This is a genomic window from Streptomyces sp. R21, assembly GCF_041051975.1.
Taxonomy (GTDB): Bacteria; Actinomycetota; Actinomycetes; order Streptomycetales; family Streptomycetaceae; genus Streptomyces.
On the sequence record NZ_CP163435.1, the window covers coordinates 1782682 to 1808453 of the forward strand.

The following is a 25772-nucleotide window of genomic DNA, read 5'->3' on the forward strand; positions in this document are numbered from 1 at the left end:
CTTCACCGGGTGGCCGAGGCGCCGCCGGCCTCCACGGCGTGCCGCAGGTTGATCGCCGCGTGATAGGCGCGGTCGTGGGCGTACGCGTAGTCGAGTTCGTGGACGAGCCGGCGCAGCCGGAAGAGCCGCCAGGCGGGGTGATCGGACAGCAACTGGTCCGCGTCCACGAGCAGTTCGCCGACGCGGGCCGCCCACAGGCCGGCGGCGGCGCGCAGCCGGTTCAGCTCGGCGAGGCGCCCGGGCGTCCAGCCGGGGGTGTCGGGCGCCGCGCCCGCGGCCAGCAGGAGCGCCGTCCTGCAGGTGTCGTCGGGATCCATGCCCAGGTGCTCCGCGGCCTGGTCGGAGAACTCGTCGGCGGTGAAGATCTCCAGACCGCGGCGGAGCGCGGCCAGGTCCTGCCAGGGGGACTGGGCGGTGGCCGGGTCGGCCGGGTCCGCGAGCGGAGTGGACAGGTCGATGACGCACAACTCCCAGGCGCCGTCGGCCCGTTCATGACGCAGCAGATGGGAGAGGTGCAGGTCCCCGTGGCAGGGTCCGGTGGGCCAGGGGCGGGGCGGCAGTGCGGCGATCAGTGCCCGTTCGCGTTCGATCCCGGCGAGCGCGGCCTGCCGTACGGGGGTGGGGAAGCGGGAGTCGGCGAGGATGAGCGGACGCAGCTGCGCGATGCGTTCGGCGGCCTCGGCGAGGAAGCCCTCGGCGGGGAACTCCGGGTGCGGGCCGAGCCGTTCGGCCAGGTCCTGGTGGAAGCCGTGCAGGAAGCGGCCGGTCTCGCGCAGGGGTGCGGTCAGCTCGCGCTGGGATTCCTTGACGGCGGCCTCGGGGTCGGCGCCCGCGTGCAGCAGCGGCCACAGGGCCCGGATGCCCGCGCGCAGCGGGACGTTGAGGCCCTCGCCGTCGGCGTAGCGGTAGAGGACGCCGAGCGGTTCGCGCTGTCCGGTGGTGGTGTCCACGTAGGTGTAGTCGCCGACCGGCTGCTGGGTCCGGCCGCCGTCCGCCATCAGCCGCAGCAGTTCGGGTTCGCGGGTGCCGACGCCGATCCGCCGGTAGGTCTTGTGTGCGTGCGGGGTGCCCCCGAGGTCCAGCAGGGACAGGGAGTTGGAGCACCAGCCGGGGTCGAAGGGCAGCGGGCCCCGGTACTCGGCGGGATCGCCGCGGAACTCGATGAGGTGGCCGCGCCGGGTGGGTAGGCGCAGTCCCTCGCGCAGGGCCTCGACGATCAGCTGGTCGTACGCGGAGCTGCCGTCGGCGCCCCGGCCCGGGTCGGCGTCCGGTACCGGCACGAACCAGCGTACGGAGGTGTCCTCGGCCGAGGCGACGATCAGCAGCCGGACGGAACCGAGAGCGGCCTCGTCGAGAAGTTCGAAGCGTCCGGTGCGGCGGCCGGTCTCGTCCATCCAGGGGGCCTCGCGCAGGAAGGCGGCCGTGGCGGACGGCGGGCTGCCGAGCAGCAGGGTGTCCAAGTTCAGCTCCCGGTCATTTCATAGCGGTCGACGCCCCGGTGCCAGACGACGAGGGCCAGCGTCACCAGGGCGACGGTCACCACGAACAGCCACGGGAGCATGCCGGTGTGTCCGAAGAGCAGGTAGGACGCGGGGACGTAGGCCGTGAAGGCGTACGGCAGCAGCCAGGTCAGCAGCCACCGCAGGGACGGGTGGTACAGGTCGAGGGGGTAGCCGGAGAAGTCGCCGAGCTGGTTGGCCGCGTACAGGGCCGGGAAGCTGCTGGTGGTCCAGAAGGCCAGCGCGGCGAAGACGGTCTTGATCGAGGCGAGGACGAGCGTGCCGCACAGGACCAGCACGGGGACGAGCAGGAGTTGGCCGATGCTCAGGTCCAGTGCCAGATGCGCGGCGGCGTACCAGGTGAGGGCCACTCCGGTGAGCAGTTCGCCGAAGCCGTCCGGGTAGAGGAAGCGCTCGGAGAGCAGGGAGAACAGCGGGTGGACCGGCCGGATGAGGTAGCGGAAGAACTCGCCGTTGTGCACCAGCTTCCGGGCGAGGATCCACAACTGGTCGGTGAACAGCCGGTCCAGGCCGCGCGGGAGCAGCGAGAATCCGAGCAGGAAGAGCACCTGGTGGTAGTTCCAGCCCGCGATCACGGGCACCTGCCGGAAGACCATGTCGATCACGGCGACCTGGCAGACGACCCGCAGCAGCAGTCCGCCGGCGCCGAGCAGGAAATCCATCCGGTACTCGGTCAGCCGGTGCAGGCTGACGCCGCTCAGGAACCAGGTGAGCCTGGCGTAACGGGCCGCGGTGGCAAGGAAGTTCATCCGCCGAGCACCTCCACCCGTCGGACGGCACCACGCCAGGCGAGCGCGGCGAGCCCGGTCAGGACTGCGGCCCACAGGGCCTGCACGGCCAGGATTCCGGCGGCGCCGGCCGCTCCGTCGTACCGGCCGAGCAGCAGCCGCAACGGGCCGTCGACCATGCCCTGGAAGGGCAGGACGTGGGCGACGGCGGCCAGCGGGCCCGGCATCAGGGCGAGCGGGACGACCTGCCCGGCGAAGAACGCGACGACGCTGTCCTTGACGATCCGGACACCCCAGATGTTGGTCGTCACGAAGCCCGCCAGGCCGACCAGCAGGTTCACGCCGAAGCCGATCACCAGCGACAGCCCGGCCGACAGCACGAACAGGACGCAGCCCGTCCAGGAAGGTGCGGTCAGCGGCAGCAGCAGCGCGTATAGGAGCACCACCGGTACGGCGACCAGTCCGGCGTTGCAGAGCGAGACCGGCAGACCCGCGGCGAACCGGGCGAGCGGATAGCTGACCGGCCGCAGCAGCGAGACGGCGATGTCCCCGCGCTGCACCTCCCCGGCCACCTCCTCGTCCACCCGGCTGGCCTGCAGCAGACCGAGGACCTGGGCGAGCAGGACGTACGTGGTCAGCCCGGGCAGGTCGTAGCCGCCGGGCAAGCCGCCCGCACGGCCCGCGTACACGGCGCGCCAGAGGAACACCTGCACCCCCACCGCGGTCGTCGCGGTGACGGCGTTGATCAGGAACGTCGACCGGGACTGGAGCAGGCTCTGCAGGCTGGAGGCCGCGAACGGGGTGTAGCGGCGCAGAGTGGCAGCGCCCGTCATACGGCGGACTCCTGGCTCTCGGGCTCGGTGCGTGCCGTGGGGGTCGCGGCGGTGTAGATCCGGCGGAGCACCATCTCGAGGTCCGGCTCCGGGGCGACGCAGTCGACGAGGTCGAAGTGGTCGAGCAGCAGGCTCATCACCTGTCGGGCGGACCAACGGCGCACCGGGTACTCGACCTTGATCCGGCCGCCTTCGACCAGGGTCGCTGACGCTCCGTCAAGTCGCGCTTCCACCAAGGCGATCGCCTGTTCGACAGGTGGCCCGTCCTGGTACTCGAAGACCACGGCCCGGGTGTCGGCGGTGCGCAGCAGCTCGTGCATGGTGCTCTGGTGCACCACCTCACCGCGGTTGACCACCAGCACCTGGTCGCAGATGGCGGTGATGTCGCCGATGTCATGGCTGGTGAGCAGCACGGTCGTGCCGAGCTCGGCGTTGACGTGGTTGACGAGCCCCCGGACGGCCTCCTTCAGTACCAGGTCCAGGCCGACGGTGGGCTCGTCCAGGAACACCACCGCCGGGTCGTGCAGCAGGCTCGCGGCGACCTCGGCGCGCATCCGCTGGCCGAGGCTCAACTGCCGTACGGGGGTGTTTCCGAGGGCGTCGAGGTCGAGCAGGTCGCGGTAGAGCGCCATGTTGCGGCGGTAGACCGCGTCGGGGATGTCGTGGATACGGCGCAGGATGCGGAAGGAGTCCGGCACCGGCAGGTCCCACCACAGCTGGCTGCGCTGGCCGAAGACGACACCGATGTTGGCGGCGTTGCGCCGCCGCTCCCGGTACGGCTCCAGGCCGTTGACCAGACAGCGCCCGGAGGTCGGGCTCATGATGCCGGTGAGCAGCTTGACGGTGGTGGACTTCCCGGCGCCGTTCGCGCCGATGTAGGCGGCCTTCGTGCCCGCCGGGATCTCGAAGGAGACCCCGGACACCGCACGCACCACGCGGTACTCCCGGTTGAACAGCGTGCGCAGGCTGCCGAGCAGGCCGGGCCCGCGCTCGTAGACCTTGAACTCCTTGATCAGGTTCTCGGCGACGATCACCGGACGGCCTCCGTGACACCCTCGTCGGCCCCGGTGACACGCTCCAGGGCACGGCCGAGCAGGGTGAGGCCCTCCTCCAGAAGGGCCCGGTCGACGGTGAACGGCGGGGCCAGCCGGATGATGTGGCCGCCGATCGAAGTCCGCAGCCCGAGGTCGAGTGCGGCCAGATAGACCGCTCGGGCGATGTCGGGAGCGGGTTCGCGGGTCGTGCGGCTGCGGACGAACTCCAGCCCGTGCAGCAGACCGACACCGCGCACGTCGCCCAACACCTCGTAGCGGGCGTGCAGTTCGGCCAGCCGCTCGTCCATCAGCTCGCCCAGCCTTCGCACCTGCTCGATCAGGGTGTCCCGGGCCACCACTTCCAGCGTGGCCCGGGCCGCGGCGATACCCAGCGGGTTGTTGGAGTACGTGGAGGCGGTGGAGCCGGCGCGGGCCGCGTCCGGATGACGCAGCACCGAGGAGCGCCCGGCCAGCGCGGCGAACGGAAAGCCTGAGGCCATGCCCTTGGAGAGGGCCACCAGATCCGGTTCGATGCCGAACCGCTCGCTGGCGAGGAACTCTCCCGTGCGGCCGCCACCGGTGAGCACCTCGTCGGCGACCAGCAGCACACCGTTCTCGCGGCAGCTGTCGGAGATCTGTTCCCAGTACCCGGGCGGCGGCACGATGACTCCGGCCGCGCCCAGGACGGGTTCGAAGACCAGCGCCGACACCTGCGGCTTCTCGGTGATGTGCTTGCGGACCAGGGAGGCACAGCGCACCCCGCAGGAGGGGTACTGGAGTTCGAGCGGGCAGCGGTAGCAGTACGGGGAGTAGCCGAGGATGCTGTTGCCGGCGAAGGCCTGGTTCCCGATGTCCCAGTGCACCAGCATCCTGGCGCCCTGGGTCTTGCCGTGGAAGCCGTGGCGCAGTGCGCCGATCCGGTTGCGGCCCGGCTCCGCGACGGCCTGTACAGCGCGCAGCGCGGCCTCGACGACCTCGGCGCCGGTGGAGAAGAAAGCGTAGGTGTCGAGCTGTTCGGGCAGCAGCGCGGCGAGTTGATCGCACAGCGCGGCGCGGTCCGCGGTGGCGAAGTCATGGACGTTCCACAGCCGTCCGGCCTGCTCGGTCAGCGCGGCGACGACCTCGGGGTGGCAGTGGCCGAGCGACTGGGTGAGGGTGCCGGCCGCGAGGTCGATGTACTGGTTGCCGTCGAGGTCGGTGAGCACCGCTCCCCTGCCCTCGACGAAGACCCGACGCCCGAGCGCGGACTCCTCGGAGGCGCCCGGGGCCAGATGCGCGGACTCCTGCGCCAGGAGTTCGAGCTGACGGGGGCCGGTCATCGGCTGCCGTCCAGGGGGCCCGGACCGGCGGCGAGGGGGCTGTCGCCGTCACCGTCGCCGAGTGGTCCCTCACCGAACGGGCCGATCTCGAAGACGAGCAGCCTGAGTTCGGCGTCCGAGTCGTTGACGAGGCCGTGCTCGCCGTACGGGCGGTTCGGTACGACGTCCCCGTCGCGGACCTCGAACTCCTCGCCGTCCACGGTCATGCGGCCCCGGCCGGAGAGGATCACATAGGTCTCCTGGTCGTCGCCGTGCCGGTGCAGTCCGATGGAGGTGCACGGGGGCAGCACCACCAGGTCGATGAAGGCGATGCCGGCGGGGGCGTCCTCGCGACGGTAGGCCCGGTGGGCGAGGATCGTGCCTCTCCCGCCGTGGTCGGCGGTCACCTCGCGCAGCAGCCCCTCGTGCAGATTGGTGATCCGGGTGCGGGTGGGGCCCTGAGGTGCGGGCGGTGGTACGGGGCTCATCAGGATGCGGCTCCTGTCGCGATGTGCGGGATCGGTCCGGGGCGGCGGCGGTTCGGGAAGGCGGCGGTTGGGCGCGCGGGCGACGGCACACCGGTGGCGGTGCCGGTGAACGCCGATGTCGGGCAACACCAGTTCTGTACAGGGCAGTTGGGTGTACGTGAGCCGGGCGGGCGGTCGGGTCAGCCCGCGGCCACCAGCGGGTCCGGGAATCCGGCGGCGTGGGCGGCCAGGGCCGCCAGGGCTTCTTCCAGGGCGGCGGTGGGGATGTCGTCCAGGTCGTCCAGGAAGACGGCGGAGCCGATCCCGTCGGGCACCACGAGATGCAGGCGGCGACCGCGCCGCTCCCAGGAGGCCTTGAGTGCCCGTTCCATCAGCGCCGGCGTGCAGGTGCGCGGGTCGTGGACCGGGAGGCCGAGCGCGGTGATCAGCTGAACGATGCGTGCGCAGTCCTCGGCACCGATCAGGCCGAGCACACGGGCGAGTTGGGTGGAGATCGCCATGTCGATGGCCACCGATTCGCCGTGCGCGATCCGGTACTCACTGGCCGTCTCGATCACCGGGCCGAAGGTGTGCCCGAAGTCCACCAGCCGGGCCAGGTCGTGTTCGCGGAGGTTCGGGCAGAGCTCCTCGAGCATCAGCTCCATGGCGGTGCGCAGTACGTAGTCCTCGACGCCGCGTCGCCCGGCGCCTGCGGCGAGCAGCCAGGAAGGGGTGGAGGTGGTGCGCTGGAAGACCTCGGGACACTCCTCCAACGCGCGGAAGAGCCGCGCGTCCTTGATGACGGCCATCTTGGCTATCTCACCGAGCCCGCACCGTATCTGACGGGTCGGCAGGGTTCGCAGGAAGGCCGGGTCGTTGATCGAGGCAAAGGCGGGGTGGTACGCCCCGAGCATGTTCTTGGTACCGAGGGCGTTGACGCCGGTCTTCACGCCGACGCCGACGTCGACCTGGCCGACCAGTGTGGTGTTGACCTTGATGTAGCGCACGCCCCGGCAGTAGATCGCCGCGGCGAAGCCGACCAGATCGCAGGTGACGCCGCCGCCGACGGCGAGCATCACCCCTCGCCGGTCCAGCCCCGAGAGCTTGGCCTGGGCGCAGATCTCCTCGACCGAGTCCATGGTTTTGCGGTCCTCACCGCCGGCGAGGGTCACCACGCTCCAACTGCCCGGTGGGAGCCTGGTGTTCAGGTAGTGCCGCAGGCGTTCCCCGTGGAGCCGGTCGACGGTGGGGCCGAGGAAGGCGACGACACGGCGGCCCTCGCAGTACCCGGCGAGCAGGGGGTTGTCCGGTGCGAAGACGTCCTCAGTGATGTCGACGCGATACGAAGTCCCTTCCGGTGCTTGAAGCGTGAAGCCGCTGTCGTCGCCTCGAACTCCCGGATCGACAACAGATGTCTGCGCCGTCACGACACTCCTCGGATCGGCCGGTTCTGCAACCGGACTGGCCGTCAACTGCGATCACGAGCGCAGAGTCAAACAGTCGATCGACACCTCTTGCAAGGAGTTGAAGAAATTTTCTGCAAGAATCCTCAACGGATGACCGTACGAGGCCGTGTTCCATGGGGAGTTGGCTGGATCTCGACGTGAACGCGCCGTCAGTCGCCGTCAATCGCCGTGGTCGTACACAGTCACGGGTATCCCGCGCAGCACGAGCCGTTCGTCGATGAGCGGCTCCACGCGCGACCACCTGCCGCCCGCCAGGCCGCAGCCGATGCGGGGCATATGGACAGAGGCGCCGAGTTCAGCCGCTCTGTCGGCGAGCACGACCAGCGCCGCGTCGATCGCTTCGTAGCGAACCGGGACACCCTTGCTGCCCGTCCGTATCCCGCGCTGCCCGACCATGTTGGCCACCCACACATACCGCTCGGCGCGCACGAGCTGGACCGCGCCCAGGCCGAAGTCGTTGGACGCGCGGCCTCGGTGCCAGGCGCGATACGCCGCCTCCGGCTCCGGCCAGCGGTGCGACAGGGCCAGCACGAAACCCTTCCCCCAGCCCCCGATGTCGTTGCAGACATGGGCGATCACCTTGACGCCCTTGCCCAACGGAACGGTGGCGTCACCCCGGACATACGTGATCTCCGACATGACGCCACCGTAGGCGTTGCCACTGACAGTGGCCGTTGGGTTTTCGCGGGGGCTGACCCGCGCTACTTCGTGAGGTTCGCCAGTTCTCGGTCCTCGTCGCGGGTGACGCGGCGGCGGACGGCGAACCAGCCGCCGACCAGCAGGGCCGCGATGACCGGGATGAGGAGGAGGGTCTTGCGGCCGACATCCGGGTCGTTGCCCATCAGGCCGAGCACGGCGAGCAGGAAGGCGATCGTGACGATCTCGGTGACCGGGCTGCCGGGGAGGCGGAAGGACGGGCGGGTCACCAGGCCCGCCTTGGCGCGGCGGACGAACACCAGGTGGCAGATCATGATGATCACCCAGGTGCTGATGATGCCGAGGGACGCCACGTTCAGGACGATCTCGAACGCCTGGCTCGGCATCAGGTAGTTGAGACCGACCCCGAGCACGCACACCGCGCAGGTGAGCAGGATGCCGCCGTAGGGCACCTGGTTGCGGTTCATCCTCGCGGTGAACCTCGGCGCGGAGCCCGCCATCGCCATGGAGCGCAGGATGCGGCCGGTGGAGTACAGGCCGGAGTTCAGCGAGGACATGGCCGCGGTGAGCACGACCAGGTTCATGACGTCGCCGGCCGCCGGGATGCCGATCTTCGACAGGACCGTGACGAACGGGCTCTGGTCGGCCGAGTAGACCGAGCCGGGCAGCAGCAGGGCCAGCAGGACGACCGAGCCGACGTAGAACAGGCCGACGCGCCACATGATGGAGTTCACCGCGCGCGGGACGACCTTCTCCGGCTCGGCGGTCTCGCCGGCCGCGACGCCGACCAGCTCCAGGGCGGCGTACGCGAAGATCACGCCCTGCATGACGAGGACGACCGGCATCATGCCGTGCGGGAGGAATCCGCCGTGGTCCGTGATGACGCTCAGGCCGGGCGTGGTCCCGCCGACCTCGTACTGCGTGGCCAGCAGGAAGATGCCGACGAGCATGAACGCGACGAGGGTGGCGACCTTGACGATCGCGAACCAGAACTCCATCTCGCCGAAGATCTTCACCGAGATCAGGTTCACGGCCAGGACCACCGCGAGGGCGATCAGCGCCAGCACCCACTGCGGGATGTCGGTGAACAGGCTCCAGTAGTGCGTGTACAGCGCGATCGCGGTGATGTCGGCGATACCGGTCGTCGACCAGTTGAGGAAGTACATCCAGCCGGCGACGTAGGCGCCCTTCTCGCCGAGGAACTCGCGCGCATACGACACGAACGAGCCGGACGACGGGCGGTAGAGCACCAGCTCGCCCAGGGCGCGCACCACGAAGAACGCGAAGACGCCGCAGACGAGGTAGGCGAGAGCCAGTGCGGGGCCCGCGTTGTGGAGGCGGCCACCGGCTCCGAGGAAGAGTCCGGTGCCGATCGCGCCGCCGATCGCGATCATGTTGACGTGGCGGGCCTTGAGGTCCTTGCTGTAACCGGCGTCGCCCGCGTCCGCGGGCGTCGCGGCCGCATCGGTTCGGGATGCGGCCTTGGCCGTGTCTACGGCGTCCTTGCTCACGGGTGGATCCACTCTCTGGTGCGCCCGGCACACGGGGTGCGCGGGTGTCCGGCTGTGTCTTGGCCGGCGCGTCCCTGACGCGGCACAGACCAAGGCGCCACCTTCCCCCAGAGATCGCCCGGCATGCGGTGGCAGATGTCACATAGCGGTGCATCTCACATGATGATCAAGGGCTGTACAGCTCTCAACCAAAGGGTGTAGAGCTATCCGGCCTTGGGGCGGAGAACGTCGGTCAAGGGGTGTAGAGGTCGTCGAGCACGCGCGCGTAGCGCTCGCGGATCGCCCTGCGGCGGAGCTTGAGCGAGGGGGTCAGCTCGCCGGTCTCCGGGCTCCATTCCTCGTCGAGAACGCGGTACCGCTTGATCTGCTCGGGGCGGCTCAGACGCCCGTTGGCCTGTTCCACGGCACGGGCGATCCCCTCCCGCAGCTCGGCCGGGCCGGCCCCCGCCGAGGTGTCCGGGACGAGCAGGGCCACCAGGTAGGAGCGGCCGTCGCCGTGCACATAGGCCTGCTCGACGAGCGGGTGCTCCTTCAGGGTGTTCTCGACGAGCGCGGGCGAGACGTTCTTGCCCGTCGAGGTCACGATCATCTCCTTCTTGCGGTCGGTGAGCCAAAGGAAGCCGTCCTCGTCGAGCCGGCCGATGTCACCGGTGGCGAACCAGCCGTCGGCGTCGCGGGCGTCCTCGACCGAGCCGTCCGCGCGCAGATAGCCGTCGAAGACGGTCGCGCCGCGCACGAGGATCTCGCCGTCGTCGGCGATGCGCAGTTCCAGGCCGTCGATCGGCCTGCCGACCGAGCCGAGGCGGAAGGCCGCGGGGCTGTTGGTGGTGGCGACGCCGATCGTCTCGGTCAGCCCCCAGGCGTCCATGATCGCGAACCCGAAACCGGCCCAGAACGCCACCACGTCCGGCGGCATGGGCGCCGACGCGCTCGCCGTCCACACCAGACGGTCGAACCCGGCTAACGCGAGGATCGGGTCGAGTACCTGCTCCTTGGCTGTGCGGTACGCGGCCGCCAGCTCGGCGGACGGCTCCTCGCCGCGTTCGCGGCAGTCCACGTGGACGCGGGCCGTGTCCATCGCGGCCTCCACCTCGCGCCGCCCTTCCTCGGGGAGCGCGGCCAGTGCGGCCCGTACGGCGGATGCGAGCTTCTCCCACACCCGCGGGACCCCGAAGAACTGCGCGGGGCGCAGCTCGCGCGCGAGCGCGCCGACGGCCGTGGGGTCGGGGCACAGATACACGTGCGAGGCACGGAACACCGGCAGATAGATGCCGAGCATCCGTTCCGCGATGTGCGCGAAGGGCAGGTAGCAGAGGTGTTCGACGTGGTCGGGGAGTTCGACGAGCCGGTCGAGGGCGAGCGCGTCGAGGACGACGTTGCGGTGCGTGATCCGTACGCCCTTGGGGTCGCCGGTGGTGCCCGAGGTGTAGACGACGGTGAGCGGATCGGTGGAGCGGGTCTCGCGCCAGGCCTTGTCGTCCGGGTCCGCCGCGCCCTTCAAGGAGTCGTACGTCCGATGAGGTCCGGCCTGGGCCGGCTCGGCGACGACCAGACGTTCCAGGGGCATGTCCTCGGCCGCCAACAAGGGTTCCCACAGCGCCCGTTCGCGTTCGCCTTGGACGATCGCGAGGCGGGCGCGGCTGTGCCGGGCGATGTGGGCTATCTGCCGGGGCGCCGCGGTGCCGTAGACGGAGACCGGGACGGCGCCCAGGTGAGTCAGGGCCAGGTCGCTGAGCCAGTGCTCGGGGTGGTTGCCCATCATCATGAGCACGTGGTCGCCGCGCCCGACGCCGAGGGCCGCGTATCCGGCGGCGAGGACGGCGGCCTCGCGGCGCACCTCGCCCCAGGTGAGCGTGGTCCAGTGGCCGCCGGTACGCCAGGAGAGCGCGGGGAGGTCAGCGTGGTCCTCGGCGTTGCGCAGCAGCAGCGCGGGGAGGGTGAGTTCGGCGGGGTCTCGGGGAAGTCGCAGGATCGTGGTCATGACCGCCTCCTGGCGCCGTCGGCTGGGCGTTCCTACGGGCGTACCCGGGCCTGCCTCGGACGGACGCTTTCACAACACTGGTGAGACAGCAATACTGTTGCACCTGATCGCCGCGCCACCGATTGCTGTGCCGGCGATCGCCGCACAACCGATCACCGCACCACCGGGAGAGGCAGGACCCGCCATGACGACGGACACCGAGGAGCCGACGCTCACGGTCGACGAACTGGCCGCGCGTGCGGGCGTCACGGTCCGTACCGTCCGCTTCTACAGCACCAAGGGCCTGCTGCCGCCGCCCGTGATCGGTCCCCGGCGCGTGGGCCACTACGGGCAGGACCACCTGGCGCGTCTCGCGCTCATCGAGGAGTTGCAGCACCAGGGCATGACGCTGGCCGCGATCGAGCGCTATCTGCAGCAGCTGCCGCCCGACGTGAGCGCCCACGACCTGGCCATCCACCGTGCCGTCGTGGCCTCCTGGGCGCCCGACGCGGCGGAGGAGGTCACGCGCGACGAGCTGGAGCGGCGGGCGGGCCGGTCCCTGGGCACGGAGGATCTGGACCGGCTCGTCGCGATGAACGTGATCACGCGCGCCGGCGAGACGTTCCGCGTGGACCCCGCGCTGCTGCGGCTCGGCGTCCAGCTGCTCGACGTACCGATCGCGCACGAGACGATCCTCGCGGCGCGGGGCGTGCTGCTGGAGCATTCCCGTGCCGCGGCCCACGAGTTGTCCACGCTGTTTCGCGCGGAGGTCTCCGAGCGGGACTCGGTCGCGGCGGTGAAGTCGCTGTCGGCCCATATGCAGCCGCTGGTGGTGCAGGCGCTGCTGACCACGTTCCAGCGCTCGCTCAAGGAGGAGCTGCGGGAGTGGCTCACGGAGTCCTGAACCGCTCCCCCGCCGGCTACGCGACATCTGGATCGTGCTGCCGCTGGTGCGGGCGTAGTTGCCCCAGGCCTTGAAGGCCTTGGTGGCGGCCCTCGCGTTGCGGTAGACGACGACATCGAAGCCGACGCCCTTGCTGCGGTCGGCGCTGCCGTACCCGGCGTCTCCGTATGCCACGGCGTTCCTGCACTTCGCCGAGGGCTGCTTGCAGTGGGTGGGTGCCTTGGCGCGGCTGGAGAGCTCGTCGGTGACCGTGCGCAGGGCCCCGGGCATGCTGGCGGCGCTCGGCAGTACGGCCGAGGCGTCCTGGGCGCCGGTCAGCGAGCCACCGCCGCCCGAGCCGCGGCCCGCGGAACCGCCGACGGTACGCCTGTGGGACGTGGACGAACTCCCGCGGTTCTTCCTCTTGTTCTTCTTGCCCTGGCATCCCGTGAGCGCGAGCGAACCCCTCACACGTACGCCGAACCGCCCGCCACGTCGTCGGCGCCGCAGAGTGCGGCAAAGCGCTACGCGTCCGCGGCTTCCTCGGACTTGGGAAGGATCAGGACGCCACCGGCGATGCCCCAGCCGCCGTCGGCGACCTCTTCGACGAGGACCATGGTGTTGGGGCGGGCGTGGTCGCCGTAGATCTCGGCGTACAGGTCGGTGGTGCGGGTGACGATCAGCTCCTTCTGCTGCGGCGTCAACGAGCCTGCGGGGACCTTGAAGTTGGCGAACGGCATGTCTGTCTCCTGAAGGTTGGGCGCGAAGGGTGGGACACTACGGCCGGTACGGCCGTGAACGGCACGGCGGTCTGGGACTCGATGTGCCATGAGCGGCACGGCGGTCAGAGACTGCTGCCGCTGGTCAAGAGGTCTTCCAGGCCGACACGGCGGAAGAATTCGCCCCGGACACGGTCGGCGACGGCTGAGACGACCTCGCTGCCGTCCCGGCTGGGATCCACGTGCACGCGCAACGGGCGCCGCCCGTGCGGCAGTTCGGCCACGCGCACGATCTCGCGGGCGACCTCGGTGACGTCCGCGTCCGCGGGGATGAGATCGGCGAGCCGCGCATTGACGTCGTCCATCAGGGACTTGTAGCGGACGTCGTAGTCCGCGGCCCTGCGGGTGTCGGCGGGCGCTCCGGCGTGGGCGAAGTGATTCGTGCCGGAGGTGAACGCGCCGGGCACGACGATGGAGGTGTCGATCCCGAACCGGATGAGCTCGGCGGCGTAGCTCACGGCGAGGGCGTCCATGGCGGACTTGGCCGCGAAGTAGGGGGCGAGGAAGGGCGGGCAGCCGCCGCGGGTGCTGGACGAGCCGACCCACACCAGCAGGCCCTCGCCCCGCTCGCGCAGCCGCGGCAGCGCGGCACGGTTGACGCGCTGGGTCCCCAGGACGTTGGTGTCGTAGACCCCGGCGAGCTGTTCGGGGGTGAACGCCTCGGCCGGGCCGAGCACCATGTGCCCGGCGTTGTGGACGACGACGTCCAGGCGTCCCTGCTCGGTGATGATCCGGTCGATCGCCGCGTCCGCGGACTCCTGCGACAGGACGTCCAGTTCGAGCGGGTGGGCCCGGACCTGATGCTCCTCTGCGAAGGAGGTCAGTTCGGCGGCGGCGGAGGCGTTGCGGGTCCCCAGGGCGCGCATACCGGCGTACACGGTGTGTCCGGCGCGGGCCAGTTCCCGCACGGTCAGTGCCCCGAACCCGCTGGCGGCCCCGGTGACGACGACGACCTTGCTCTGTGCGGTCATGATGTCTTCTCTCCTCGGGCGCGCGAGCCCGGTCTCCCGTGGCGCGCGACGCCGGTGTCAGATGATGCCGCCGTTGGCGCGCAGGACCTGGCCGTTGACCCAGTGGCCCGCCGGTCCGGCGAGGAAGCCGACCACGGAGGCGATGTCCTCGGGAGTGCCGAGGCGCTCCAGCGGGGGCTGGGCGGCCAGCCGCGCGATGGTCTCCTCGTCCTTGCCCTCGAAGAACAGCGCGGTCGCCGTGGGGCCGGGGGCGACGGCGTTGACGGACACGTCCCGGCCACGCATCTCGCGGGCGAGGACCAGGGTGAGGGCCTCGACGGCCCCCTTGCTCGCCGTGTACGCGCCGTAGCCGGGGAAGGCCAGTCCGACCACGGACGTGGAGAAGTTGATGACGGCGCCGCCGCTGCGGATCCGGCGTGCGGCCTGCTGGGCGACGACGAACGTGCCGCGGATGTTGGTGCGGTACAAGGAGTCCAGCGCGTCCAGGTCGAGTTCCGCGATGGGCGCGAGGTGCATCCGGCCGGCGGCGTGCACCACGACGTCGACCCCTCCGAAGGTGCGCTCGGCGGCGTCGAACAGGACCGCCACCTGCTGCTCTTCCGCCACGTCGGCCTGGACGGCCAGCGCCTGCCCGCCGACCCGCCGAACTTCCTCGACGGCCTCGTCGGCCGCGTCCTTGCGCCCGGCGTAACCGACGACCACGGCGAAGCCGTCGCCGGCCAGCTGCTGGACGACCGCGCGTCCGATGCCGCGCGAACCGCCCGTGACGATCGCGACCCGAGGGGTGGGAGTTTCCGATGTCATGACGAGTCTCCGTAATCATCGCTTACCGCTTGACGTAAGCAACGATAACACAGACTCGAACTACCGCTACCCCCGAATGCGTAACATCGCTACGGAACGACGTAGACTGACCCCATGGATCCACGGGAACGAATCCTCAAAGCAGCCACCGACCTGCTGGTCTCCTCGGCGGACGCGGACTTCTCGACCCGCGCCGTGTGCGAGGCCGCCGGCGTCGGGGCACCCGTGCTCTACCGGCACTTCGGCGACAAGGCCGGCCTGCTGTCGGCGGTCGTGGACCGGGGCTTCGAGGAGTACCTGGCGACCAAGCGCGCCGCACGGCCGAGCGCCGACCCCGTGCAGGACGTCAGGGACGGCTGGGACAACCACGTACGGTTCGCCCTTGCGCACCCCAACCACTACCGGCTGATGTTCTCCCCGGGGCTGCCCGTTCCGCCGGACGCCGTCAACGAGGCCCATCAGCTGCTGCGCGAGACTCTGGACCGGTGTGCGGTCGCCGGACGCCTCAGGGTCTCGCTGGACGTGGCCACGCAGATGGTGATGTCCGCCAACACGGGTGTGGCCCTGTCCCTGGTGGCCCGCCCCGCGCACTACCCGGACGCGGAGTTCTCCACCCGCGTCCGTGACGCCGTCGTCGACGCCATCACGCAGCCCGCCGCGAACGAGAAGCGGCCGTCCGCACCCTCGGACGGTGTCCCGGCCGCCGCCGCGACGCTCTCAGCCCGGCTGCGTGCCACCCCTCCCGCCGCGCTCAGCGCGGCCGAGACCGGACTGCTCCAGGAGTGGCTGGACGCACTCACCGGCGGCGGCGCCTGACGCGCCGCGTCTTCGGCCCGATCCGCCGGACTGCCACGAAATGAGGTGCCGTACCGCTGAGCGGTACGGCACCTCACGTCAGACTCTCTACGCCACTACTTCTTCGCGTCGCTGAACCGCTCCCCCTTCTCCGCCTTCTCGACCAGCAGCGCGGGCGGCGTGAACCGCTCGCCGTAGCGTTCGGCGAGTTCACGCGCGCGTGCCACGAATCCGGGGAGCCCGCCTTCGTAGCCGTTGATGTACTGCAGGACGCCGCCGGTCCAGCCCGGGAAGCCGATGCCGAAGATGGAGCCGATGTTGGCGTCGGCGACCGAGGTGAGCACGCCTTCCTCGAGGAGGCGGACCGTGTCCAACGCCTCGGAGAAGAGCATGCGTTCCTGCATGTCCTCGAAGGGGATCTCGTGACCCGGCTTCGTGAAGTGCTCGCGCAGGCCCGGCCACAGCTTGGCGCGCTTGCCGTCCACGTAGTCGTAGAAGCCCGCGCCGCCGCTGCGTCCCGGGCGGGCGAACTCGTCGACCATGCGGTCGATGACGGCCTCGGCGGGGTGGGTCGCCCAGGTGCCACCGGCCTCCTCGACGGCTCGCTTGGACTCGGCCCGGATCTTGCGCGGCAGGGTCAGCGTCAGTTCGTCCATGAGGGAGAGGACCTTGGCCGGGTAGCCCGCCTGGGCGGCGGCCTGCTCGACGGACGCGGGCTCGATGCCCTCGCCGACCATCGCGACGCCCTCGTTGATGAAGTGCCCGATGACGCGGGAGGTGAAGAAGCCGCGCGAGTCGTTGACGACGATGGGGGTCTTCTTGATCTGGCGGACCAGGTCGAAGGCGCGGGCCAGCGCCTCGTCGCCGGTGTGCTCGCCCTTGATGATCTCGACGAGCGGCATCTTGTCGACGGGCGAGAAGAAGTGCAGGCCGATGAAGTCGCTCTGGCGCTCGACGCCTTCGGCGAGGGCGGTGATCGGCAGGGTCGAGGTGTTGGAGCACAGCAGTGCGTCCGGCTCGACGATGTGCTGGATCTCCTGGAACACCTTGTGCTTGAGAGAGGTGTCCTCGAAGACCGCCTCGATCACCGCGTCGCAGCCCGCCAGGTCGGCCGGGTCGGACGTGGGCGTGATGCGGGCCAGGAGCTCGTCCGCCTTCTCCTGCGTCGTACGGCCCCGGGAGACCGCCTTCGCGCAGAGCTTCTCGGAGTAGGCCTTGCCCTTGGCGGCGGCCTCCGCCGACACGTCCTTGAGGACGACCTCGATGCCCGCACGGGCGCACGAGTAGGCGATGCCCGCGCCCATCATCCCGGCGCCGAGGACGGCGGCCCTGCGCACCGGCCGCGGCTCGATGCCCTGGGGGCGGTTCGCTCCGGAGTTGACGGCCTGCAGGTCGAAGAAGAACGCCTGGATCATGTTCTTCGCGGTCTGGCCGGTGACCAGCTCGGTGAAGTAGCGCGCCTCGATGATCAGCGCGGTCTCGAAGTCGACCTGCGAGCCCTCGACGGCCGCCGCGAGGATGTTGCGCGGAGCCGGGTAGGGGGCGCCGTTCAGCTGCTTCTTCAGGTTGGCCGGGAAGGCGGGCAGATTGGCGGCGAACTTCGGGTTCAACGGCGTACCGCCCGGGATCCGGTAGCCCGGCACGTCCCACGGCTGGCGGGACTCCGGGTTCGCGTCGATGAAGGCGCGCGCCTTGGCGAGCATCTCCTCGGGGGTGGCGGCCACTTCGTGGACGAGGCCGTTGTCCAGGGCGCGCTGCGGGGAGTACTGGGTGCCCTGGAGCAGCACCTTCAGCAGCGCGTCCGCGATGCCCATGAGGCGTACGGTGCGGGTGACGCCGCCGCCCGCCGGCAGCAGGCCGAGGGTGACCTCGGGCAGGCCGATCTTGGAGCCGGGGGCGTCGAGGGCGACGCGGTGGTGGGAGGCGAGGGCGATCTCGTAACCGCCGCCCAGGGCCGCGCCGTTGATGGCGGCGACGACCGGCTTGCCGAGGGTCTCGATGCGGCGCAGGGATGCCTTGATGGCCGTACCGGTGTCGAAGGCGGCCTGGGCGTTCTCCGGGCCCGCCTTCATCATGTCCTTGAGATCGCCGCCCGCGAAGAAGGTCTTCTTGGCGGAGGTGTAGATGATGCCGCGGATCGAGTCCTTCTCGGCCTCGGCGCGGTCGGCGACCGCCGCGATCGAGTCCTTGAAGGCCTGGTTCATGGTGTTCGCGGACTGGTTGGGGTCGTCGAGGACGAGGGTGACGACGCCGGTCTCGTCCTGTTCCCAGCGGATGGTGGTGGGCTCAGTGCTCATCAGGGTGCTCCGTAACAATCCGTTGGGGGGTCAGACGCGCTCGACGATGGTGGCGATGCCCATGCCGCCGCCGACGCACAGCGTGGCGAGCCCGAACCGCTTGTCCTGGCGCTCCAGTTCGTCGACGAGGGTGCCGAGGATCATCGCTCCGGTGGCGCCGAGCGGGTGGCCCAGCGCGATCGCGCCGCCGTTGACGTTGACCTTGTCCAGGGACAGGCCCATCTCGCGCACGAAGCGCAGCACCACGGCGGCGAAGGCCTCGTTGATCTCGACGAGGTCGATGTCGTCGATGGTCAGACCGGCCTTGGCGAGCGCCTTGCGGGTCGCGGGCGCGGGCCCGGTCAGCATGATGGTGGGCTCGGAGCCGGAGACGGCCGCGGAGACGATGCGGGCGCGCGGGGTGAGGCCGTAGCGCTCGCCGACCTCCTTGGTGCCGATGGCGACGAGGGACGCGCCGTCCACGATGCCGGACGAGTTGCCCGCGTGGTGGACGTGGTCGATCTCCTCGACCCAGTGGTACTTCTGCAGGGCCACGGCGTCGAAGCCGCCCAGCTCGCCGATGTCCTTGAAGGACGGCTTCAGCTTGGCGAGTGAGTCGGCGGTGGTGCCCGGGCGCAGGAACTCGTCGTGGTCGAGGACCACCAGGCCGCTGCGGTCCTTGACGGGGACGACGGACCTCGCGAAGCGGCCGTCCTTCCAGGCCGCGGCGGCGCGCTCCTGGGACAGGGCCGCGTACTCGTCGACGTCGCGGCGCCTGAGGCCCTCGATGGTCGCGATGAGGTCGGCGCCGATGCCCTGCGGCACGAAGTTGGTGGCCATGTTGGTCATCGGGTCGGCGAACCAGGCGCCGCCGTCGGAGGCCATCGGCACCCGCGACATCGACTCGACGCCGCCCGCGAGCACCAGGTCCTCCCAGCCCGAACGGACCTTCATCGCGGCCAGGTTGACGGCCTCCAGGCCGGAGGCACAGAAGCGGTTCTCCTGGACGCCGGCGACCGTGTCGGGCAGGCCCGCGGCGATCGCGGCGATCCGGGCGATGTCGGAGCCCTGGTCGCCGACGGGTCCGACGACGCCGAGCACGATGTCGTCGATCGCGGCCGGGTCCAGGCTCGGGAACCGGGCCTGGATCTCGTGGATGAGGCCGACGACGAGGTCGATGGGCTTGGTGCCGTGCAGGGCGCCGTTGGCCTTGCCGCGGCCGCGCGGGGTGCGGATCGCGTCGTACACGTACGCTTCGGTGCTCACTGAAAAGCCTTTCAAGGAGAGCCAGGGCGGGTCGGGGGGTCAGCTGAGCAGGGAACGGCCGATGATCTCCTTCATGATCTCGGTGGTCCCGCCGTAGATGGTCTGGATGCGTCCGTCGGTGAAGGCCTTGGCCACGCGGTACTCGGTCATGTAGCCGTAGCCGCCGTGCAGTTGGAGGCAGCGGTCGGCGACCCGCTTCTGCAGTTCGGTGGCCCACCACTTGGCCATCGAGGCGTGCACGGCGTCGAGTTCGCCGTCGGCGTGGTCGGCTATGCAGCGGTCGAGGAAGGCGCGGGTGACGGCGCACTCGGTCGCCATCTCGGCCACTTCGAAGCGGATGTGCTGGAGCTTGGAGAGCGGGCGGCCGAAGGCCTCGCGCTCCTTGACGTACTCCGTGGTGATCTCCAGCAGGTACTCGGCGGCGGCGATCGCGGAGACGGCGATGCTCAGGCGCTCCTGCGCGAGGTTGGTCATCAGGTGTACGAAGGCGCCGTTGAGTTCGCCGAGCAGGTTCTCCTTGGGCACGCGCACGTCGTGGAAGAACAACTCGGCCGTGTCCTGGGCCTTCTGGCCGATCTTGTCGAGGTTGCGGCCGCGCTCGAAGCCCTCCATGCCGCGCTCGACGACCAGCAGGGAGAGGCCGTGGGCGCCGCCCTCGGGGCTCGTCTTCGCGACGACGATGACGAGGTCGGCGAGGATGCCGTTCGAGATGAACGTCTTGGAGCCGCTGAGCACCCAGTGGTCGCCGCGGTCGTCCGCGTGCGTCTTGATGCCCTGGAGGTCGGATCCGGCGCCCGGCTCGGTCATGGCGATCGCCGTGATCAGCGAGCCGTCGCAGAAGCCGGGCAGCCAGCGCCGCCTCTGCTCGTCGGTGGCGAGGCCCGTCAGATAGGGCCCGATGATGTCGTTGTGCAGGCCGAGCGCGAGTCCGGCGGCTCCCGCGCGCGTGAACTCCTCGGAGAGTACGGCGCTGTAGCGGAAGTCGGGTTCGCCGCCGCCCCCGTACTCCTCGGGCACGGCGAGGCCGAGGAGGCCCTGCTTGCCGGCCGCCCGCCAGGCGTCCCGCGAGACGATGCCGTCCTTCTCCCACTGGTCGTAGTGGGGCAGCACCTCCTTGGCGAGGAAGGTGCGGACGGTCTCGCGGAACGCGTCGTGCTCGGCGGTGAACAGCTGCCGCTTCATTGCTTCAAGCCTCCCTAGAGCCAGCTCTTGACGGTTTCGACCAACCTGGCCGGCTCCGGTCCCACCGGGGTGACGTTGAGCATCGTCACTCCGGCCGCGCGGAAGGCCTCCACCCGCTCGCGCACGTAACCCTCCGGCCCGCACAGCGACATGAGCTCGCAGAACTCGTCCGGCACGGCGGCTTCGGCCTCCCTCTTGCGGCCCGACAGGTACAGCTCCTGGATCAGCGCGGCTTCCTTCTCGTAGCCGTACGCCACCGCGAGGTCGTTGTAGAAGTTCTTGCCAGGCGCGCCCATGCCCCCTACGTAGAGGGCGATTTTGGGCCGCGCGAGATCCCGTACGGCCGCCGCGTCCTCCCCGATGGCGAGCAGTCCGCCCGCGACGGTCCGCAGCGGTCCGAGTGCGGGGTCGCGGCGCGCGGCGCCCTCCACCAGAGCGGTGCCCCACACCTGGTGGGCCTTCTCCGGGATGAAGAGCGTGGGCAGCCAGCCGTCGGCGAGTTCGGCCGTCATCCGGACGTTGGCGGGGCCCAGCGAGGCGACGTAGAGCGGGACTTCGGGGCGCACCGGCTTGGTGAGGATCTTCAGAGGCTTGCCCAGGCCACCGGGGCGCGGCATGTCGGTGATCCCGTGGTGGTCGATGACCTCGCGGCGCAGGATGCGACGGGTCAGCTCGATGGTCTCGCGGGTGCGGCCCAGCGGTTTGTCGTACGGCTTCCCGTGCCAGCCCTCGACGACCTGCGGGCCCGAGGCGCCGAGGCCGATGATGGCGCGGCCGCCGGAGATCGCGTCGAGCCCGGCGGCGGTCTGGGCGATGAGGGCGGGGGTACGGGAGTAGACGTTGAGGATCGCGGCGCCGATCTTCATGCGCTCCGTGCGTGCGGCCAGATAGCCCATGACCGTGGGCGAGTCGAAGCCGTAGGCCTCGGCGACCCAGACGGCGTCCAGCCCTGCGGACTCCAGCGCGGCGACCTCGTCGGCGGCCGTTCGGGGGTCGCCCGCGTAGTCGAGCGGAAGCGAGAGCTCCATCAGTCGCCGTCCTTGAGGTGGCCGTCCCTGGTGAGGCCGTCGCTGATGCGGTCCTCCTTGATCAGGTGGGGTACGTCCCAGTCGCGGGCCACGGCCTCGGCGTCGGTGCCCGGCTGCGCGGGGCCGCTGCGGACGGAGGTGGGGGTCGCGGAGAAGCGGGGCGCGGGGGCGGGCTGGGTGATGCCGCCGTGGTCGGTGAAGGTGCCGCGGGCGGCGAGGTGCGGGTGGGCCGGGGCCTCGCGCAGCGACAGGACCGGCGCCACGCAGGCGTCGGAGCCGTCGAAGACCGCCGTCCACTCCTCGCGCGTACGGGTCCTGAAGCGGGCCGCGACCGTGTCGCGCAGCTCGCCCCAGCGGGAGACGTCCTTGCGGGCCGGGGCCTGGTCCTTGATGCCGAGCAGGTCCACGAACTCGTCGTAGAACTGCTGCTCCAGGGCGCCCACCGCCATGTACTGCCCGTCGGCCGTCTCGTAGGTGCCGTAGAAGGGGCAGCCGCCGTCGAGGAGGTTGGCGCCGCGCCGGTCCTGCCAGCCGCCGGCGGCGAGCATGCCGTGGATCATCGAGGTGAGGTGCGCGGTTCCGTCGACGATGGCCGCGTCGACGACCTGTCCGGCGCCGCTCGCGCGCGCGTGGTGCAGCGCGGCGAGAACGCCTACGACGAGGTAGAGCGAGCCGCCCGCGTAGTCGCCGACGAGGTTGGCGGGGACCACCGGGGGCTCGCCCGGGTTTCCGATCATGCCGAGGGTGCCGGTCGGCGCGATGTACGCGATGTCGTGCCCGGCGCGCTGGGCGAGCGGGCCCTGCTGGCCCCAGCCGGTCATCCGTCCGTAGACGAGCTTCGGGTTACGGGCGTGGCAGCTGTCGGGGCCGACCCCGAGGCGCTCGGCGACGCCCGGACGGTAGCCCTCGATGAGGACGTCGGCGCGGTCGACGAGGTCGAGGACGCGGGCCGCGCCGTGCTCGCTCTTCAGGTCGACGACGACGGAGCGCTTGTTGCGGTTGGTGATGTCGTAGGCCGGGTCGATCGCGAGACCGGCGCCGCCGGGGCGGTCCACGCGCACGACGTCCGCGCCGAGGTCTGCGAGGAGCATGGCGGCGAACGGGCCGGGGCCGATGCCCGCGAGCTCGACCACGCGCACCCCGGCGAGCGGGCCGTGCCCTGCCGTCCCTGCTCCTGCCATCGAGCCCCCAGCACTGTGACACTACTGATGTGACATCAGCGATGTTAAGAACGTGTTCCACGCCAGACAAGCCCTTGACGAGCAAGCGCTTAGTTAAATTACGCCCGACGGATGCGGAGGGAAGCGGGCGAATCGGGGCGCTTCACCGGGAGTCCAGTCCCTCGGTACGGCCACGGCCACCTCCGACCTCGTTGTCCGGCTGCTCGTACCTCACGCTAGCCTCAGCCACCGACAACGGCGCGGGGCGCACGGCTAAGGGGTGTCATGAGCAGGCTGAAAACGACGGATCGCGCGTACGACCTGGTGCTCTTCGGAGCCACCGGGTTCGTCGGGGTGCTCACCGCGGAGTACCTCGCCGCCCACGCCCCCGAGGGGCTGCGCTGGGCGATCGCCGGACGCAGCACCCGGAAGCTGGAGGAGCTGCGCGAGCGGCTGGCCGTCGACGTCGGGGTGCTCCGGGCTGACGTGGCCGATCCGGAGTCGCTGCGCGAACTCGCCCGCCACGCGCGCGTGGTGGCCACGACGGTAGGGCCCTACCTGAACTACGGCGAGGAACTGGTCGCCGCCTGTGCGGACGCCGGCGCGGACTACGTGGACCTCACCGGCGAGCCGGAGTTCGTGGACCTGATGTACGTCCGGCACGACGCACGCGCGCGGGAGACCGGCGCCCGGATCGTGCACTCCTGCGGTTTCGACTCGATTCCGCACGACCTCGGCGCGTACTTCACCGTGCGACAGCTCCCCGAGGGCGTGCCGCTGACCGTCGACGGATTCGTGCGCTCCCAGGCGATGTTCTCGGGCGGTACGTTCGCCTCCGCGCTCAACCAGTTCGCGCGCGGCCGGCAGATGATCTCCGCCGCGCGGGACCGCCGGCGCCACGAGCCGCGGCTGATGGGACGGCGGGCCTCCGCGCCGCCGAGCGCGCCGCGGTTCGCCAAGGAGGTCGGGGCGTGGGCACTGCCGCTGCCCACCATCGACCCGCAGGTGGTGCAGCGCTCCGCCCGGGCCCTGGAGCGGTACGGCCCGGACTTCCGTTACCGCCACTACGCGGCCGTCGAGAGCCTGCCGGTCGCGCTGGGCGGGGTCGCCGCCGTCAGCACGCTCTTCGCCGCCGCCCAACTGCCGCCCGCGCGGCGCTGGTTGTCGGACCGCATCAGGCCCGGGGACGGGCCGAGCGCCGAGCGGCGCGCGAAGAGCTGGTTCTCGGTGCGGTTCGTCGGCGAGGGGGGCGGGCGGCGGGTCTTCACGGAGGTCTCGGGCGGCGACCCCGGCTACGACGAGACGGCGAAGATGCTCGCGGAGTCCGCGCTGTCCCTCGCCTTCGACGACCTGCCGGAAACGTCCGGGCAGCTCACGACGGCGGTGGCGATGGGCGACGCCCTCACCGAGCGGCTCCGCAAGGCGGGCATCACGTTCCGGGTCGCGGCCACGCGCTGACCCTGCCACGCGGACTGCCTAGTGCGCCCACCCGGTGACCGTGTAGACCATCCCGCCGATCCAGGCGACACCGGCGAGCACGGCTAGCACGAGCGCGGCCAGTACGGCGCGCTCGACGGGCTGGGCGGGGCTGGCAGCGGGCTTCGGAGCACGGTGCGTCGTCATGGGCCACAGCCTGCCGATCAGGGCGGTGGCCCCACATCCGTACACGTACTCAGAGCACGTACTCACTCAACCGGTGGATGCCCTTGGAGAGTTGCCTCCTTGAGTGCCTGTCGGCAGAGGAAGTCGGCGCGCCGAGTCGTCTCCGGGAGACGGTACTTCGGGGTGAGCGCGAGCGTGTGCGCGCACGCGGTGTCGAGACTCACCCGGTGGCCGACGGAGACGAACACCGGCTTGACGCCCGACTGTGTGCGCAGCGCGCGGCCGACCTCCTCCTCGCCCGCGAGGAGCGGGGAGGCGCTGGCGCGCGGGGCGCCGGGCTCGTCGTAGGAGAACGTGAAGGGGTTCTTGGCGACCCCGATCGTGGGGAGCCCGGTGAGCACGCCGAGGTGGCTCGCGAGGCCGAAGCGGCGCGGATGGGCCAGGCCGTAGCCGTCGCAGACGACGAGGCCGGGCGGGCACGGCAGCGCGTCGAGTGCGGCCAGCACGGTCGGGATCTCGCGGAAGGCGAGCAGCCCAGGCACGTACGGGAAGGAGACCTGCCCGACGGCGGTGGACTCGGCGACGACGTCGAGCGTCGCCGCGTCCAGCACGACGGCCGCGGCCACGACGACGTCGCGCTCGTCGTCGTAGGCCACGTCGACGCCGGTCACCCGGCCGGTTCCGGGCGGCGGACCGGGCTCGTCGCGCACCACCCGTCCCCGCAACTCGTCCTGCACGGCGCGGGCTTGTTCCTCGGTCGCGGGCCAGCCCGCGGGAATGGGTACGGTCGTCATCGTGGTCACGAGCGTAAAGGCCGGGCGACCGGCGGGCCCGCGGGGGTAGGGTCGTGATCATGTTCGTCCTTGAACTCACCTACACCGCACCGCTGGAGGCCGTCGACGCCGTGCTGGAGACGCATGTCTCCTGGCTCGACGAGCAGTACGCGGCGGGGGTCTTCCTCGCCTCCGGGCGCAAGAACCCGCGCGACGGCGGAGTGATCCTCGCCGTCGCGCCGGACCTGGCGCGGATCGAGGAGATCTGCGCCGGTGACCCGTTCGTCGCCGCCGGGGTGTGCGCGTACCGGATCACGGAGTTCGTCGCGACCAAGACGGCGCCCGCCCTGGAGCAGTACCGGGAGCCGGCCGGCTGAGCCGTGTCTCCCGGTCACCTGCCCCCGAGCGCGCGCCGCAGCTGCTGCTTGTCCATGTCCGAGCGACCCTCGATGTTGCGCCGCTTGGCCTCCTCGTAGAGCTGGTCGTACGTCGGCCCCTGGGAGCCCTTGCCCGAGCGCCGGCCGCCGCGCCTGCCGGACGACATGTCCTGGGTGGACGTCCTGCTCGCGCTCTTCGACTCGCCGGAGCGGGCGCGCTCCTTGTTGACGGTCCGCGCGGCGATCTCCTCGGCGCGCTCGGTGCTCTCTCCCCGGTCGAGCGCGCTCTCCTTGGATGTGCTCGTACTGACGTTCCCTCTTGGCGTTGGAGCCGCGTGGCATGACCGGTCACTTCCTTTCGGGGTGCGGCCTTGGACGAGTACCCGTTCGTGCCGGGAACAT

At 70.8% G+C, this 25772-nt stretch carries 24 protein-coding genes and 1 pseudogene; 4 read left to right on the top strand and 21 right to left on the bottom strand.

Annotated elements, in window-relative coordinates:
* Positions 1-2: 2 nt before the first annotated feature.
* The 10 genes from AB5J56_RS08250 to AB5J56_RS08295 form a co-directional block, all read right to left on the bottom strand.
* Positions 3-1460, bottom strand: coding sequence for a phosphotransferase (locus AB5J56_RS08250; RefSeq protein ID WP_369231522.1), 1458 nt, complete (start codon positions 1458-1460; stop codon positions 3-5).
* Positions 1461-1462: 2 nt separating this feature from the next.
* Positions 1463-2269 carry an ABC transporter permease gene (locus AB5J56_RS08255; protein ID WP_369231524.1) on the bottom strand — a complete coding sequence of 269 codons (807 nt, stop codon included), beginning with the start codon at positions 2267-2269 and terminating at the stop codon, positions 1463-1465.
* Positions 2266-3081, bottom strand: a complete 816-nt coding sequence (locus AB5J56_RS08260) for an ABC transporter permease (RefSeq protein ID WP_369231526.1) — start codon at positions 3079-3081, stop codon at positions 2266-2268. The genes AB5J56_RS08255 and AB5J56_RS08260 overlap by 4 nt, the downstream gene beginning before the upstream one ends.
* Complete coding sequence (locus AB5J56_RS08265) at positions 3078-4115, bottom strand: ATP-binding cassette domain-containing protein (protein ID WP_369231528.1); 1038 nt, start codon at positions 4113-4115, stop codon at positions 3078-3080. The genes AB5J56_RS08260 and AB5J56_RS08265 overlap by 4 nt, the downstream gene beginning before the upstream one ends.
* Positions 4112-5434, bottom strand: a complete 1323-nt coding sequence (locus tag AB5J56_RS08270; protein WP_369231530.1) for an aspartate aminotransferase family protein — start codon at positions 5432-5434, stop codon at positions 4112-4114. The genes AB5J56_RS08265 and AB5J56_RS08270 overlap by 4 nt, the downstream gene beginning before the upstream one ends.
* Entirely contained in the window at positions 5431-5901 is a 471-nt protein-coding gene (locus AB5J56_RS08275; RefSeq protein ID WP_369231532.1) for a cupin domain-containing protein, read from the bottom strand. The genes AB5J56_RS08270 and AB5J56_RS08275 overlap by 4 nt, the downstream gene beginning before the upstream one ends.
* A 179-nt stretch (positions 5902-6080) precedes the next feature.
* Positions 6081-7307 (bottom strand): sedoheptulose 7-phosphate cyclase, encoded by a 1227-nt coding sequence (locus AB5J56_RS08280; RefSeq protein ID WP_369231533.1) that lies wholly within the window; start codon positions 7305-7307, stop codon positions 6081-6083.
* A 198-nt stretch (positions 7308-7505) separates the two neighbouring features.
* Entirely contained in the window at positions 7506-7985 is a 480-nt protein-coding gene (locus AB5J56_RS08285; protein ID WP_369231535.1) for a macro domain-containing protein, read from the bottom strand.
* 62 nt (positions 7986-8047) lie between these two features.
* Entirely contained in the window at positions 8048-9514 is a 1467-nt protein-coding gene (locus AB5J56_RS08290; RefSeq protein WP_369231537.1) for an amino acid permease, read from the bottom strand.
* Positions 9515-9746: 232 nt separating this feature from the next.
* Positions 9747-11495, bottom strand: coding sequence for a long-chain fatty acid--CoA ligase (locus AB5J56_RS08295; protein ID WP_369231539.1), 1749 nt, complete (start codon positions 11493-11495; stop codon positions 9747-9749).
* Between the two features lie 184 nt (positions 11496-11679).
* On the opposite strand from AB5J56_RS08295, the gene AB5J56_RS08300 reads away from it, so the two are divergent.
* A complete protein-coding gene (locus AB5J56_RS08300; protein ID WP_369231541.1) occupies positions 11680-12378 on the top strand; it encodes a MerR family transcriptional regulator in 699 nt (232 codons plus the stop codon).
* Positions 12379-12881: 503 nt separating this feature from the next.
* Here the strand turns inward: AB5J56_RS08300 and AB5J56_RS08305 are convergent.
* The 3 genes from AB5J56_RS08305 to AB5J56_RS08315 form a co-directional block, all read right to left on the bottom strand.
* Complete coding sequence (locus AB5J56_RS08305; protein WP_369231543.1) at positions 12882-13097, bottom strand: tautomerase family protein; 216 nt, start codon at positions 13095-13097, stop codon at positions 12882-12884.
* A 104-nt stretch (positions 13098-13201) separates the two neighbouring features.
* Entirely contained in the window at positions 13202-14107 is a 906-nt protein-coding gene (locus tag AB5J56_RS08310) for an SDR family oxidoreductase (protein ID WP_369231545.1), read from the bottom strand.
* A gap of 57 nt (positions 14108-14164) precedes the next feature.
* On the bottom strand, positions 14165-14911 hold the full coding sequence (locus AB5J56_RS08315) for an SDR family oxidoreductase (RefSeq protein ID WP_369231547.1): 747 nt from the start codon (positions 14909-14911) through the stop codon (positions 14165-14167).
* Positions 14912-15025: 114 nt separating this feature from the next.
* On the opposite strand from AB5J56_RS08315, the gene AB5J56_RS08320 reads away from it, so the two are divergent.
* Positions 15026-15727: a TetR/AcrR family transcriptional regulator gene (locus AB5J56_RS08320; protein WP_369231549.1), complete on the top strand. Its 702-nt coding sequence runs from the start codon at positions 15026-15028 to the stop codon at positions 15725-15727.
* Positions 15728-15822: 95 nt separating this feature from the next.
* On the opposite strand, the gene AB5J56_RS08325 is transcribed toward AB5J56_RS08320, so the two are convergent.
* The 5 genes from AB5J56_RS08325 to AB5J56_RS08345 are packed head-to-tail and all read right to left on the bottom strand — an operon-like array spanning position 15823 to position 22639.
* Positions 15823-18003, bottom strand: a complete 2181-nt coding sequence (locus AB5J56_RS08325; protein WP_369231551.1) for a 3-hydroxyacyl-CoA dehydrogenase NAD-binding domain-containing protein — start codon at positions 18001-18003, stop codon at positions 15823-15825.
* 30 nt (positions 18004-18033) lie between these two features.
* Positions 18034-19248 carry an acetyl-CoA C-acetyltransferase gene (locus tag AB5J56_RS08330; RefSeq protein WP_369231553.1) on the bottom strand — a complete coding sequence of 405 codons (1215 nt, stop codon included), beginning with the start codon at positions 19246-19248 and terminating at the stop codon, positions 18034-18036.
* Between the two features lie 39 nt (positions 19249-19287).
* Entirely contained in the window at positions 19288-20430 is a 1143-nt protein-coding gene (locus AB5J56_RS08335) for an acyl-CoA dehydrogenase family protein (RefSeq protein WP_369231555.1), read from the bottom strand.
* 14 nt (positions 20431-20444) lie between these two features.
* Complete coding sequence (locus AB5J56_RS08340) at positions 20445-21458, bottom strand: LLM class F420-dependent oxidoreductase (protein WP_369231557.1); 1014 nt, start codon at positions 21456-21458, stop codon at positions 20445-20447.
* Positions 21458-22639: a CaiB/BaiF CoA transferase family protein gene (locus AB5J56_RS08345; RefSeq protein WP_369231559.1), complete on the bottom strand. Its 1182-nt coding sequence runs from the start codon at positions 22637-22639 to the stop codon at positions 21458-21460. The genes AB5J56_RS08340 and AB5J56_RS08345 overlap by 1 nt, the downstream gene beginning before the upstream one ends.
* Positions 22640-22903: 264 nt before the next feature.
* Between AB5J56_RS08345 and AB5J56_RS08350 the strand changes: the two genes are divergently transcribed.
* Positions 22904-24076, top strand: coding sequence for a trans-acting enoyl reductase family protein (locus tag AB5J56_RS08350; RefSeq protein WP_369231560.1), 1173 nt, complete (start codon positions 22904-22906; stop codon positions 24074-24076).
* A gap of 18 nt (positions 24077-24094) precedes the next feature.
* On the opposite strand, the gene mmpA is transcribed toward AB5J56_RS08350, so the two are convergent.
* Complete coding sequence (mmpA, locus tag AB5J56_RS08355) at positions 24095-24241, bottom strand: morphogenic membrane protein MmpA (RefSeq protein WP_369231562.1); 147 nt, start codon at positions 24239-24241, stop codon at positions 24095-24097.
* A gap of 62 nt (positions 24242-24303) precedes the next feature.
* Positions 24304-25014, bottom strand: a complete 711-nt coding sequence (locus AB5J56_RS08360) for an endonuclease V (protein WP_369231564.1) — start codon at positions 25012-25014, stop codon at positions 24304-24306.
* Between the two features lie 59 nt (positions 25015-25073).
* Between AB5J56_RS08360 and AB5J56_RS08365 the strand changes: the two genes are divergently transcribed.
* The gene (locus tag AB5J56_RS08365; RefSeq protein ID WP_369231566.1) at positions 25074-25370 is read left to right on the top strand and encodes a YciI family protein; all 297 of its coding nucleotides are present in this window, start codon (positions 25074-25076) and stop codon (positions 25368-25370) included.
* Positions 25371-25384: 14 nt separating this feature from the next.
* On the opposite strand, the pseudogene AB5J56_RS08370 reads toward AB5J56_RS08365, so the two are convergent.
* Positions 25385-25712: pseudogene (locus AB5J56_RS08370) on the bottom strand (plasmid stabilization protein).
* Between the last annotated feature and the right edge of the window lie 60 nt (positions 25713-25772).